The sequence below is a fragment of the Neotamlana sargassicola genome (genome assembly GCF_020523965.1).
In the GTDB taxonomy this organism is placed as follows: Bacteria; Bacteroidota; Bacteroidia; order Flavobacteriales; family Flavobacteriaceae; genus Neotamlana; species Neotamlana sargassicola.
In genome coordinates, this window is the sequence record NZ_JAJAPX010000002.1 from 177,587 (window position 1) to 191,776 (window position 14,190).

The 14,190-nt window shown below is 32.7% G+C and carries 7 protein-coding genes; 2 read left to right on the plus strand and 5 right to left on the minus strand.

Features of this window, described 5'->3' with window-relative positions:
* Nucleotides 1-14: 14 nt before the first annotated feature.
* Nucleotides 15-6,146: an alpha-2-macroglobulin family protein gene (locus LG651_RS05585; RefSeq protein ID WP_226695168.1), complete on the minus strand. Its 6,132-nt coding sequence runs from the start codon at nt 6,144-6,146 to the stop codon at nt 15-17.
* Between the two features lie 217 nt (nt 6,147-6,363).
* Here LG651_RS05585 and LG651_RS05590 point away from each other — a divergent pair, with 217 nt between their 5' ends.
* Both LG651_RS05590 and LG651_RS05595 read left to right on the plus strand, forming a co-directional pair.
* Nucleotides 6,364-7,314: a tetratricopeptide repeat protein gene (locus LG651_RS05590; RefSeq protein ID WP_226695169.1), complete on the plus strand. Its 951-nt coding sequence runs from the start codon at nt 6,364-6,366 to the stop codon at nt 7,312-7,314.
* Between the two features lie 510 nt (nt 7,315-7,824).
* A complete protein-coding gene (locus LG651_RS05595; protein WP_226695170.1) occupies nt 7,825-9,180 on the plus strand; it encodes a UDP-N-acetylmuramate--L-alanine ligase in 1,356 nt (451 codons plus the stop codon).
* A 164-nt stretch (nt 9,181-9,344) separates the two neighbouring features.
* Here the strand turns inward: LG651_RS05595 and LG651_RS05600 are convergent, their stop codons facing one another.
* The 4 genes from LG651_RS05600 to LG651_RS05615 form a co-directional block, all read right to left on the minus strand.
* Nucleotides 9,345-11,282, minus strand: a complete 1,938-nt coding sequence (locus tag LG651_RS05600; RefSeq protein WP_226695171.1) for a DUF3732 domain-containing protein — start codon at nt 11,280-11,282, stop codon at nt 9,345-9,347.
* The gene (locus LG651_RS05605; protein ID WP_226695172.1) at nt 11,279-11,755 is read right to left on the minus strand and encodes a three component ABC system middle component; all 477 of its coding nucleotides are present in this window, start codon (nt 11,753-11,755) and stop codon (nt 11,279-11,281) included. Before LG651_RS05605 ends, LG651_RS05600 begins: the two co-directional genes overlap by 4 nt.
* Nucleotides 11,742-12,854, minus strand: coding sequence for a hypothetical protein (locus LG651_RS05610; RefSeq protein ID WP_226695173.1), 1,113 nt, complete (start codon nt 12,852-12,854; stop codon nt 11,742-11,744). The genes LG651_RS05605 and LG651_RS05610 overlap by 14 nt, the downstream gene beginning before the upstream one ends.
* Before the next feature lie 167 nt (nt 12,855-13,021).
* Entirely contained in the window at nt 13,022-14,119 is a 1,098-nt protein-coding gene (locus LG651_RS05615; RefSeq protein ID WP_226695174.1) for an adenylate/guanylate cyclase domain-containing protein, read from the minus strand.
* Nucleotides 14,120-14,190 lie beyond the last annotated feature (71 nt).

Consider the following 14,190-nt stretch of genomic DNA (forward strand, 5'->3'; position numbering starts at 1 on the left):
CAAATTTAAACAATTTAGTTTACATGTAATCTTACGCCTTCGCTATGGCTACTAAATTCGGGTGCGTACATGCTTTGTATGGTGGTAATTCCATTGCTCATGTTACCAGCATTGTTAACACGTAAATCGTATTCAAAAACATAAATTCCTTTTGGTAAATAGTCGAAAAAGAAGTTTGTGCTCGCATCTTTTGTGCTTTCGTAATAGCCCAAACCATCTTGCCATTTGTATTGACTAATTACATTTACGGGTTCTAAACCTGCGGCACGCATGTCTTTCATGTGTATAAATTCCATAGCACGATCGCTACGCAACTCAATACGAACACGAACTAAATCGCCAACTTCAAGTTTGGTGTTTTCAGTAATTTCAGTGATTTCTTCTCCAAAATCTGTGTTTGTTTTTTTGAAAAGCTTCTTTTTAAGGCTTAATGGTGTTTCTGCCGATGAAATTTTATCTAAATCTTCAAAATACTGCCAATACAATCCGCCCCAAGCAATACCATCGCCTTTTTTGGTTAGTGTAACGTTGGCCATTTCGGGTTTAATTTCTGACCGATTCCATGAGGTTTTAAAATAACCCGTTCCGGCTTCAACTTTTACGTTTTCTATCTTTTTAGGTTCAATTTTTTTATTAGCTACTAAAACATCAACAGCTTCAGTAACGCTTAACCAATCACTACCTTGAAGCAATAATGCATAAACCGCTTCGGTAGTTGCTTTGGTAGTTTTCCAACGGTTGGTTTGCTTATTTTTAAGTAACCAGATTTTTAGGTTGTCGATGGTTGTGAGATTTTTCTTTTCAGCTTCGACTGCGCTCAGCTTGACATACAGCGATTCGCCTGCTTCAGAAAAGGCTTCAATTAAAAGCGCTTGTGTTTCAATAGGTGCTTGATACCAAAACCATGAGTTCGTGTTTGCTTTCCAGTACATGCCCAATTCTTCATTAGTAATACTCGTTTCTTTTAGCGATTTTAAAATTTTTGATGCTGTGTTTTTGTCATCTTTTCTATAGGAAACGAGCGCCATTAATCCTTTTGCGTATAAACTTCTACTTATCCAATACTTCTGAATTTGAGTTTGGTAATAACCCATTATGTTTTCAACTTCCTTTGAAGGTTTAATTTCAGGGAAGAAGCTTCGCATGTATAAATATTGAAGCTGTGTGTAGCTTAAATGATCTTTGCTTAAATCAACTTTAGCATTGTATTTTGTTAGGTCTTTATATTCTTTAACAAACTGCGCATCTAAATATTTGATGGCTTTTTGAATCATTTTAGAGTTTTCATCATAATTATTTGTGACATTGAGTTGTTTAAGATGCCCAAAACCAGAAATAATATGTTGGGTAATGTAGCGGTTTTCGCGTCCGCCTTTAAACCAGCTCCAAGCACCAGAGCTCATTTGGTTAGATTTTAGTTTGTTGATTGCCGATTGTAATTCATTATTCATTTTGTTTAAATTGAATAATAAGGCGATGCGTTTTTTCTGCTCGGTTTCGCTTTGTGCATCACGAAGCCAAGGCGTTTCTTGTATTAAAATAGATTTTAATTCTTCGTTTTTTTCAAGGTTAGAAACAAGAGCATCTGCATTGGCCCATTGGTTAAAAACCTCCTGAATTTGCGGATTAGAATTTGCAATATGGCTTGCCAAAGCATTCGCATAATACCTGCTAAAGGTTTGCTCGTTACATTCGTAAGGATATTCCATTAAATATGGTAAAGCTTGCACAGCGTACCATGCCGGATTAGAAGTTATTTCTAAAGTTAGCTTATGATGTTTTAACGTAGCAGATGAATTTGTCTTTAATTTATCGAGTGTAAAGGTTCGGGTTTCGTTACTTTTAATCCACATAGGAAGCGTTTCGGTAACTAACATACGATTACTTAAAACCGGTAAAGCGTTTTGCTCGCCATCGCTAAAGGTGTCGGATTTTGCGATAATTTTATATTGAACCGCATCGATAGTGTCTGGAATACTAAGTTGCCATGACACTTGCGTGTTGGCTTGGGGGTTAACCACGAAGGTTTCGACTGCGCTCAATCTGACTAGTTCTTTTGTGACATCCTCACCAGAAATAGCATCTGTAAGGACTAAATATGCATTTCCTGATAATTGGTTGTCTGTTAGGTTTGCAATTTTTGTACTAATGGTAATGCTATCGCCATGGCGTAAAAAGCGTGGTGCGTTAGGTGTTACCATAAGTTCCTTTTGTGTAACTGTAGTAAGTGTTTTTGTAGCGCTTTCTAGGTTTTTGGTATGTGCTAAAAGTTGCAATTTCCATTGGGTTAAAGCTTCAGGTGTGGTGAAACTAAAACTTACATTTCCAGCTTCGTCGGTTTTTAGCTGAGGAAAAAAGAAAGCGGTTTCTTGTAAATTTTTTCGAATTTGAATTTTATCGAAATTTGGGGTTTCTGTGGCTAATTCTTCGGAAGTTTCTTCTATTACATCTTCATTAAGACTGTCTGCTTCGGCTTCTGCAGGAGCGCTTGCAATTGCTCCAACTTTAGCGTTTCTTTTTTGTGTACCGTAACCGACAACAACTACTTCATCTAAAATGGCTTCGTCTTCAACAACCTGAACACCAGCTACATGACCACTAAGCGCGCTCGAAACATTACTCATGCCTCTTATCATTAAATTTCCATTACCAAACCTAAATCCAAACCAGTTTAATTCGTCGTAATATTGCTTCGGAAAGCTAAATCGCGGGTTGTAATTATAAACTTGAAAATTAGTGTTGCCAAAGCTGTTATAGGCTTTATTGTTACTTCGTGAATAATATGTTGGGTTATTCACAGGATTGAAATACCAATTATGAGGTTTAAACTGGTCGAGTGAAGCATCATACATGCTTGCTAAAAGTTCGGCGCTTACTTTTTCGCCTTTCGGGCCTTTAATGTTAAAACTCCAAGTTTCGTTGGTTCCTGGTTGTAATTTATCGCGAAACGTATTGGTTTCAATGTTTAAATCGGTTTTAGGATAAGGCACAGCAATATAGGTTGTACCAGATTTATAACTGTTATAGGCGGCAAAACTATAATGCACTACAAAACCGCCAATTTCGTTAGTTTCAACGGGAACTGAAATGCTTTTTTTATTATTGTTAAGCTGAATTATTTCGGTTTTTATAATTTTTTTGTCTTTTTCAATACGAATAGTAACCGATACATCTTCGGAAGCAGAAGTTACAGTAACAACTGCAGTTTCACCAATAGTGTATTTTGATTTGTTGGTTGTAATACTAAACAATTGCTTATCGGCTAAAGTTTTATCGGTTTCACTAAACAAGGTGGTTTTAACTTCGTCTTTAACTAATTGTCCGAATTTGTCTTTACTTTCTAAAGTGATGAGGTATTGGCCAGATTCCCATTTTTTAAGTTTTCCTAAATCTATTTGTTTAGCGTTTTTGGTATTAAAATCACTACTAAAAACAAGTTTGCCTTTTTCCCAATTAGCCGAATTATCTTCATTTGTATAAGCTTCATTTGGGAATAAGTTTTTGTATGCTTCTTTCGAGAATTCTTGATAATCTGGCGTTGCCCAAGGGCGAGGTCTTACAACGGTTTCTGGAGCTTTAAGTTTGTATATTTTAATATTGCCTTGAGCCGAAACAAATTCACCATTTAGGTTTTTTGTATCAATAGAAATACTGTGGTTTTTCTTGTTTTTATCAATTAAAGCATCAACGGTTAATTGTGCGGTTAAGGCATGATAACCAACGTTAACAATGGTTGTTGCACTTCTGGTTTCTCCGTTTAAATCGGTTACATCGGCAGTGATTTCGTAGTTAAAAATGGGCAAACTGTTTTTATCTACACTTTGGTCTGGAAGTGCTTTAAAAGTAATTTGGAAGTTTCCGGAAGCATCGGTCATGGTTTCGCCATGTGTAATTTCTTGAGCTTCGCTGCTAAAATAGGGTCTGTACCAAAAATACCAACGCGGATATTGTACTTTGCGGTGTACGCGGTAAACCACTTTAGCATCTGTAATATTGCTGCCAGCATAAGCTAGTGCATTTCCTGTTACGGTAACCGAATCGTTAATTTTGTAAGTGTCTGTAACGGGTGTAAATTCGGTTTTAAATTTAGGACGTTTGTACTCTTCTACAGAAAAATAGTGCTCTGTATAAAAGTCTTCATTGTCGCCATCAAACTCGATATAATAATTACCATTTAAACCGTTATTTGGTAAAATAAATTCACCGGAAACCGAGCCAAATTCGTTGGTTTTAAATTCTAATTCGCTAACTTCCTCATCGTTTACGTTATAGAGTGTAGCGTAAACAGGTTCGTTGTCAACAACTTCAGATTTATTGTTTTTAGTTTTTATGGCAATAGCTTTAAAAAACACGGTTTGCCCTGGGCGATAAATGCTTCTATCGGTAAAAATGAAAGCTTTGTATTGTGTTTTTTCTCGTGATTCTTGGTACTTAGTATAGACGGTATAATTGCCAAAATAGGCCGTTTCGTTAGCGTTGCTTACTTTTAAAGTTATGTTTCTGTACCAATCGTTGGTTTTTTCAATACGTATTTCTCCGTAGTTGTTGGTGGTGTATTCTTCACGACTAATGCCGCGTGAATTTCTTTCGTAATAACTCATTTCAACTTTAGCGTTGCTAACAGGAGCGCCGTTAGTTCTGTTAATTACTTGAAATATTTTTTGCGTATTCGTTTCGGTTTCAACTAAAGCCAAATCGGTAACCTGCACCGTTGTGTAAGCAAAATTTTCTGGGCTGTTTTTTATTTCGGCATAAATTAAATAATCGCCACCAACTAATTTTGGTATTAAAATTTCGGTGCTATGTTGTTGGTAATCGTTTTCGTTTTTTAAAACACTTTCCCAAGATTGGTTTTCGTTTAAGGCTTTTATAAAATCTAGTTTTTCTTCTTTACGGTAAATGTTTTCAAACTTCTCAAGCTCTTTTCTTTTTAGCTTAAATAGTTTAAAATTTAAAGATTCAATATTTTTATAGTCCACTAAAACTTTGGCGTGCTTTTGTATTGGTAAAAAGCGTTCTGCAGTTATTTTTAAAGAAGTTGCTTCAATGGTTTGTTTTAAAACTTGGCATTTTTCGGCGGCATGACTTTTTGGGTAATCTGCAATGACATTATTACAAATTTCTAGAGCTTCTTTTGCTTTCCAACGATAGTTTTCTTGAGTTTTTGCATTGTATTTTGTGCTTTGCTGTTGGTGAATATTGGCAATTTCAAAATGGTATAAACCCGAAACTTCATGGTTTTTAACTTTGTTTTTACCTGTTTCAAGAGCTTTTAAAAAGAGCGCTTCTTTATTACTAAATGTGGCATGCTGGTTTACAAATTTTAAGCGTTCAATATCGTTATACGCCTTAGCGTAAAGTGCCTTGTCTTTTAAATGAAATTGAATTAAATCTTGATAAATTTTTAGAGCATTTAATTGTAACGAAGTAGAATCTTTTGAGGTTATTTTTAATTCGGAAAAGGTTTTGGCATCGGCTAAAAAATCTGGAGTATCAATTTCGAATTTGTAAGACGGTCTGGTAATATGGGTTTCACTGGTTTTATAAAATTCAAGCGCTTCATGGTTTAAAAAATCGAATAGGGTAGGGCGGTATTTTTTAGAGTCCTTTTGAAGAATTAAAATATCATTAAACTGGCTTAAATCTTCTTGCTGAAGCATTAACCCGTTCGCTAAGGCCTTTTGGTAGTGTACATGAATTTCGTTAAACAGTGTTTGTAAATCCCAGGTTCTAAAATCGGTTTTATCTACCTTTTCGCTTGTTTTCGTGCGGTTGTAAAACTGCCAACGGTTTTGCTGAAAATACTGCCAATACATTTTGGCAAGCATGCTTTCTAATACATTTTTAGTAGGGAATTTGCTAGCTTCAATTTGGGTTTTAAAATCGTTTATTATGTTAAGTTGGGCATCTTCTTCTAAAATAAGGGCAAATTTGCCTTTAAAAACCATGGTTTTTATAAGTTGCGGCGTGTTATTGTCTTGTTTTGCTTTTGTTACAATGTCTTCTACCACTTTTAAAGCCGATTTAGGTAGGCCATCAGCTTCAAATTTTTCAACTTGTTCCCATAATTCGTCGTAGTTTTTATGTTGTGCCGAAGCAAAATTTGCAAAAAGTATAATCATTAAAAAAGTAAGTGTCTGTTTCATACGGTTTAATTTCTCTTAAAAATTAAAATCAAAAGCCATTCCAAAAAAATATAAAAAGTAAAAAAGCTTGTGTTGGTTGAGTGAAGTTAGTCTTTTTTCGGGTTAAAAAAAGGCAGCAACTTTTAATTTATAGTTAAATTCGTAAAAAAATAAACCGCTGCATGGTTTAATACGTTAATAATAGAAAGTTTAATAAAAAACCGCCGACGAAGTTATTATGAAAAGGATTTTAGTGTTTTTATTGATTCCAGTTAGTGTATTTGGTCAAATAAATACCGCCGAAATGGACGCTTATTTTAAAAATAAGCAATATAAAAAAGCCGAAAATGTATTAACCGATTTTATAAAAAGCAACCCAGAAAATTTAGAAGCTTTGGAGTATCTTGGCGATGCGTATGGTTACCAAGAACGTTGGGATAATGCTATATCAATATACAAGAAATTAGTAAATTTTAAACCTAAAGAAGCCAATTATCATTATAAATATGGTGGTGCTTTGGGCATGAAGGCTTTACAAAATAAGTTTAAGGCCATTGGCTTTATTGGCGATATAAAAAAAGCATTTATTACTGCCGCAGAACTTGATAAAGATCACATAAATGTGCGTTGGGCCTTGGTAGAATTATACGTGCAGTTGCCTTTGGTTTTTGGTGGTAGTTCAAACACAGCTTTAACATATGCTAACGAGTTAGAAAACCTCTCGAAAGTAGATGGTTATTTAGCTAAAGGTTATGTGTACGAGTACGACGACGAACCAGAACTTGCCGAAAAATACTATAAAATGGCAATAAAAACAGGAGGTTCTTTAGTGTGTTTCGATAAGCTGACCCAGTTTTACGAAAATAAAAATAAGCCAGGACATGCTATAAAAAACATTGAAGAAGCACACGAAAAACATCAACGCAACGCTATGCATTATCAAATAGGTAAAGTGGCGGCCGAGTACAACGTAGAGCTCGATAAAGGCGAAAAATGCCTTATTATTTATCTGGAAAATTATAGCTCAAAAGATGGTGTTCCAAAAGCTTGGGCCAACTATCGTTTGGCGCAAATTCACTATCACAAAAAAAATAAAGAACAAGCATTAAAGTACATTAATTTAGCATTAAACGAACTGCCAAAAATAGAGCCGTTTAAAACACATAAACAGAAGGTTTTAAATATGTAAATTATGGGCGTTCCCCCGAATTTTCGTGGTCGGGCTTTTATTCATGGTGCTTTATTCTATATTTTTGAATTCATGAACATAAATGTTTCTCTATACCTGCCTGCTGGCAGGCAGGTCTTTTTTTGCTTCTCGATACATTTTACTCATACTTCGTAAAACACTCGAAGTGACAAAAAAAAGGATGCCGCTACAATCCCTAACGCGCTACACCAATGGCTAGTTTTTATAACCTAAGGTAAGTTTTATTTAGCCTCACTTTTATTAGTTTAAAATTAAAAACAATATTTTTTGTCAGGTTGAGCGCAGTCGAAACCAAATTAATATAAGATAGTTTTAAGACCTTTCGACTACGCTCAAGGTGACAAGTATTTTTTTTTATAGCATTTTCGGATATTCTTTTACGGGTTTTATATCGAACTCAGGTTATCCAAAAACATAGAAGCCACCAATGCTTTTAAAAAATAAAAGCATAAACTTTGAGATTTAAGCTTATAAACAGATATTTGCTTTATGAATGTACATTTTATAGCCATAGGCGGTGCAGCAATGCACAATTTAGCCATTGCATTACATAACAAAGGTTACCAAGTTACAGGTAGCGACGATGTTATTTTCGATCCATCAAAATCTAGGTTAGATGCCAAAGGATTGCTGCCAGACGCATTTGGTTGGTTTCCAGAAAAAATCTCCGAAAATTTAGATGCCATTGTTTTAGGAATGCATGCCAAAGCCGATAATCCAGAGCTTTTAAAGGCGCAGGAATTAGGGCTTAAAATTTACAGTTATCCAGAGTTTTTATACGAGCAATCTAAAAATAAAACACGTGTTGTAATTGGTGGTAGCCATGGTAAAACAACTATAACTTCTATGATTTTGCACGTTATGCATTATCACGATCGCGATGTCGATTTTATGGTAGGCGCGCAACTAGAAGGCTTCGATGTTATGGTAAAACTCACCGAAGAAAACGACTTTATAGTGCTGGAAGGCGACGAGTATTTAAGCTCACCTATAGACCGCCGACCAAAATTTCATTTATACAAACCTAATATTGCCTTATTAAGCGGTATTGCTTGGGATCATATAAACGTGTTTCCAACCTATGAGAATTACGTAGAGCAGTTTAAAATATTTGTCGATTCTATTGTGTTAGGAGGCAGTATAAACTACAACGAAGAAGACGAAGAAGTAAAGCGTGTTGTAGAAACTAGCGAAAACCCTATACGCAAAATAGCTTACCAAACTCCAGAATATACCGTTGAAGACGGTGAAACTTTATTAGAAACTCCCGAAGGCCCAATGCCAATAGAAGTTTTTGGTAAACACAACCTTAATAATTTAGCTGGTGCCAAATGGATTTGCCAACACATGGGTATTGATGAAGACGATTTTTACGAAGCCATTTCAACTTTTAAAGGCGCTAGTAAACGTTTAGAGAAAATAGCCGAAAGTAGTACTAGTGTGGCTTATAAAGATTTTGCCCATTCGCCAAGCAAAGTCGCTGCAACCACAAAAGCTGTAAAAGAGCAATATGCTAACCGTACTTTGGTTGCTTGTTTAGAGTTGCATACTTACAGCAGTTTAAATGCTGAATTTTTAAAAGAATATAATGGCGCGCTCGATGCTGCCGATGTGGCTGTGGTATTTTACAGTCCGCATGCCGTTGAAATTAAAAAGTTAGAAGCTGTTAGCGAACAACAAATAGCCGATGCTTTTAAACGCGACGATTTAATAATTTACACCAACCCAGACGATTTTAAAAACTATTTATTCTCACAGGATTTCGATAACAAATCACTTCTTTTAATGAGTTCTGGTAATTATGGCGGGCTAGATTTTGATGTGGTTAAAAAATTAATTAACTGATTTTGTTATCCTGAACTTGATTCAGGAGTTTACAAGGTGAGGTTTTGCTTTTATGGATTCCTCATCTGATGTTGGATGATAAAAAGCTTGGGTTTAAATAAGTTTAACCGTGGGATTGGGTGGTTTTGTTTTATGGGTTTGTGTATGATTTTTGCAGACCGTTTTTATATTAAACCACCGCCTTCACTTTTTACCCAATCTCGTATTATATATTTCTCAAAATTATCTTCCTTAGCGTGTTCTAATACTATAATTTGAGGTTTAACTTTTGTGTTTTTATGTATTAATTGAATTTCTTCATTTAAAACAGTAAATATGTTGATTACCTGTTTAATGTTTTCATCATATTCTTCTGCGTCTTCAGAGTCTAATTCATTCTTTTTAGCTGTTCTTGGAAAATAAACTTGGCTTGGTTGATCGATCATTAAAAATGTCGGAATTATAGATTCAGAATTGCTACAAGATAAATGCAAGAAAGATAAAAACAAAGAAAGATGACAGGCTAACCAATTTGCTCCACTTCCCATTTCATATAATCTTATTTTATCTGATTTGTGTTTATGATAAAAACTAAAATCATCAATATTAAAGTGAAAATCAATAGGTTTAAGTTCTTCTTCAAAATCTAATTTGCTTGCAATTCTATCCATTTGTTCTTTTATAAATAGTTCAGTTTCTACTTTGAATTGCTTGATATTCTTATATTTTGATATTCTTTTTTTGTACTCTTCTAATTGTTCTTTTAACGCATTTAAATCACTATTGAACTTAGATAAATCGTTAGATTCTAAAAGATGTTTAATTGTCGTTTCTAACACACCTTTTTGGTGTATTATTAACTCTCGTTTTCCTTTTATTTTTTCTACATCAACATTTTCTTTTGTGAGTATTTCAATATTCTTGGAAATTGATTTTATTTTTCCTTTTATATCCCTTAGGTCTTTTCTAAAATTCTCAATTATCTGTGTACTGTCTTTTGAAAATGTATTTACTTTAGTTAGTTCTTCTATTAGTTTATTTTTTGATTCATTTAACTTATTTATATTTTCACTGATATGCGAAACTGAATTATCACAAAGAGGGCAAGCTAATTCATCAATTGAAGTATTATACTTTTGCTTTGCATTGGTTTCTTTTAGATGTTTTGCATAACCTAAACTATCTTCTGAATTTGATAGAAGACTGGCAATAGCATTTTCAATTTCATTTTTCTCAACATAGAGCACTTCTCTTTCATTTTCTAATTGAGCTAGTTTAGTAAATGATTTTGTTTGGTCTGTGAGTATTTTTGGAGGAGCAGGCAGATTAAGACCTATCTTTTTTAATTCACGTAATGAAAGACCTTCCTCTAGAGTAAGGTCTAACATTGTATAGTAAATTTGTATTTGGTCTCTAATATTATCTATTTGGTTCGACTTTTTTTCTTGAATACGAGCTAAAACTTTTTCTTCAGCTGTTATTTTTCTTTCAGTTTCTTTAATTAGTTTCACCAATTGATAATATTCACTATCAACTATACCTAATAAAACTGGTAAAGCTTGAATAACTCTTTTACGTTTCGCTATGTCATCAAATCTATAGAATAATGAGTGTTTATTTGCAATTAAGTTTTGGTGTTGAAATAAAAAGGATACTGCATCTCTAATAGATAACTTTCCTGTTTTCCATTCATTATATTCGGATTCAAAATTTTTAAATGACAAACCCAGTATTTCTTCAAATTCAGTTTGAACATCATTCTTAATTGGTTTTAATGATACGTCATTAAAATAATCATACTTAATATCTTCAATTGTTTTATAATCGGTTTCAATCTTTAGATAAGCACTTTTCATATTCCCTGTACTTGGTGCAGGACGACCTATAACAATGTAGAACTCATTTACTTTATAAACAACTACAAATAACTTTGCAAAATCAGTTATCTTACCAACAGGAACACTAGACCTTGATGAAAATAAACAATAGTCAATTATTTCGATAAGTGCACTTTTACCAGTTTTAGAATCGCCAGTTATGATGTTTAGACCATCATTGAAAGGAATGTGACGCTTATTCCCTGTATCATTAAAAATGGCTATTTGTTTTATAGTTGTACTCATATTTCTGTAATTCTAAGTTTTTTAAATACCGATAAATACTGTTCTTTTCCTAAAATAACTCCTAAATTATACGCTGATTTATAAATAGGCTTTAAGTAAATATCTTTTTCTTCTCTGTAGTGAATTTTAGTCCTTGGAATCAAAAATTCATTTATATCTAAATCGATTTCATTAGCAAGAATAATAATAGCGGTATTTGTAGTTTTTCGATAGTCATTTATTCTTTGATTCAGAGAGCTAATGAAAATATCAAAATCTGGGTTTACAATAAAAGCATTGAATTTAGAATTTGCGTTTCGAGTTTTTAGTTTACTTTGAATTTGATTATTGTAAATAAATGGCAATACAAGATATACTAATTCAGTCTTTATACATTTTGAATTAACTGATTTTGCACCACTTAAAAAGTGATGTAAAATCTTACTAGTATGAAATGGTGAAAATACTAACCTTTCAATATCACTTGCTCTCATCTTCTAATTTTAGGTTAATATCAATTGTTTTAATTTCTACATTATGTAATAAACGACCTTTGGGGTAATAAGGTCTTATGTTTCTTATTCCCTCGATAGTTGTTTTTGAAGAAATTTGACTAATACTATCATCAAAAAAGCGCCTTGATTTTTCATTGGTGTCGCACTTGTCAGTTAGTTGGTCTAAGTGACTATCTTTAAGCTCTAAAACAACATCTTTGATAACTTCATCATAGTTGTCAAGGTTTTCTGATAAACTAGTTCTTGCTTCAATCATTTTTCTTTGACTCTCAGAAGCTTTTAAATAATTATCCATTGCTTTTCCTATTTTCTTTTGATATTGGATATTATTTAACTCGTTTACAAAATGAAAATTAATTTTTGTTGAATCGTCAGATGTAGCCTTTGAAATTGGAAAATTCAAATCATCAATTTTGTATCTATTAGCAAACGATCTTGAATTTTCTCGGAAAGAGTCTATTACAATTTCCCAAATGTAATCTGTTGAATTAATTAGTTGAAGAGAAATATAACCAAATAGAAAACATATATATTCCTCTCTGTTTTTTGGTTCTATATGATTTGTAACTGCTGGATGTTCTAATAAAATATCTTTATAATATTCTTTTGCTGATTCTTGATTTGCTTTTATTTCAAATTTTTCAAGAAGGTTTTCTAACTCTTTTTTATCAAATGCTTTTATATTATTGTAATACGCTTTAATTGTATCATTTGATGTTACAGCTAATATTTTCTTTTTTTTATCGGTTTTCTTTAATTCTTTCCACTTTTCAAATATTGAGCCTGTTTTTATTTCTGCTGTAGTATGAAGTATGAATCTGTCATAAAAACGGAAAGTATCGTATTCTGTAATTATATTGGAAAGAGTTTTCCAGAAGTCAGGATGTGTGTCAATTAATTTTTTGTCATCTTTAATCGAATGTTTAACTTCTGTTGATGTCTCTCCGTCTGAAATATCACCCAAACATTCTAAATAGATTTTTGTACCATCTTTTGCTTCAAAGCATTCTTTTAAAGCAACCATTTCTTGATATTTAAACCCTAATATTTTAGTGGAAGCATCAGATTTTGAACTCATATTTTGGTTATTTTCTTTAATGGTACACAACTTAAATAATACAACATCCTTAAAATGAATTATATCAGACGTTAAACGAATTTAGTAGAAATTTTTTACAAAATCTATCGATTAGATTTGTTTTTTAAAAAGCGTTTAAAAATTAGTATTCACCAGTTTTAGTAATTTCAATTAGTGTTTTCTGTAATAGTGTAAAGTTTTACAGGGTTTTCTTTTCCTCTTAATTTTTGATGCGCTATAAATTTGGGAGAAAACTCAGGGCCTAATTCTAAAATTTTTAATAGTGGTTCCGATACCAATAAATCTACAGAAAAGTCATTACATAAACTTTGTATTCTTGCGGTTGTGTTTAATGTGTCTCCAGTAAAAATAATGTCTTTCTTTATTTTTCCAATTTCCCCGGTAGTAACTTCACCAACGTGAATGCCTGCTTTAAATTTAGGGAAGTCTTTAAATTCGTTAATAAATAATTGTTTTTGCTCCAATAAATCATCTTTCATTTTAAAAAAGCATTTAATGCAATTTTCATTATTTTTAGCAAGGGAAACTTTCCAAGAAACTACCATCTCGTCTCCAACATATTGGTAAATCTCACCAGAATATTTTATAACACCTTCAGAAATTATGTTGTAATACCATTTTAAAAATTTAAAATATTGTTTGTGTCCAATTTTTTCGGCAATTGCAGTAGAGGATTTCATATCGAGAAACATAAAAACTCTAAGTTCGTTTTTAGGTTTATGGTATTTGCCAATAATAAAATTCCAGAAGGCATTAGCGCCAACTTTTTCGCTTATTTCGTAGTAAAATAAGGTAAAAATAAGTGAGACTGCCATTTGAAAAGCAGTGCTAAAAAAAGTAATGCTGTTTAAAAAGTCTAAAAATTTTGTCCAAACTTCAGTGCTTAAAACAGTTGTTTTTAATTCTATGCTGGCTGCAATTGGGTAGGTTATGCATATTATTACGAAAAGAAAAAGGGCGTATAAAATGAGCTTTCCAATAACTTTAAAAAAGAAACTTTTTTTGGTAAACAAATTGTTTATAAAAAGCAGTTCGATTAACCCAATAATAAAACCAACCATGGTAACGGCGGGTAATGCAAACAGGACAATTTTGAAATTAAGTTTTATAGCGCCATTAGTGCTGTAATGGAAGTCTTTAGTAGCAGCATGTTCTATTACCAAAAATATAATACCAAATAGGAGCCATATAACACCAAACGGAATAATTTGTTTTATAATTCTATTAATTTTTTGGCTAGTCAACTAAATGTTATTTTAATTAGAATATAAATTTTTTAAGGATTATTTTTTTTAATATTTATTAAGGGGCTTTT

Coding starts and splice junctions, on each gene's coding strand:
- LG651_RS05585 (WP_226695168.1), bottom strand. CDS start 6,146: ATGAAACAGACACTTACTTTTTTAATGATTATACTTTTTGCAAATTTT.
- LG651_RS05590 (WP_226695169.1), top strand. CDS start 6,364: ATGAAAAGGATTTTAGTGTTTTTATTGATTCCAGTTAGTGTATTTGGT.
- LG651_RS05595 (WP_226695170.1), top strand. CDS start 7,825: ATGAATGTACATTTTATAGCCATAGGCGGTGCAGCAATGCACAATTTA.
- LG651_RS05600 (WP_226695171.1), bottom strand. CDS start 11,282: ATGAGTACAACTATAAAACAAATAGCCATTTTTAATGATACAGGGAAT.
- LG651_RS05605 (WP_226695172.1), bottom strand. CDS start 11,755: ATGAGAGCAAGTGATATTGAAAGGTTAGTATTTTCACCATTTCATACT.
- LG651_RS05610 (WP_226695173.1), bottom strand. CDS start 12,854: ATGAGTTCAAAATCTGATGCTTCCACTAAAATATTAGGGTTTAAATAT.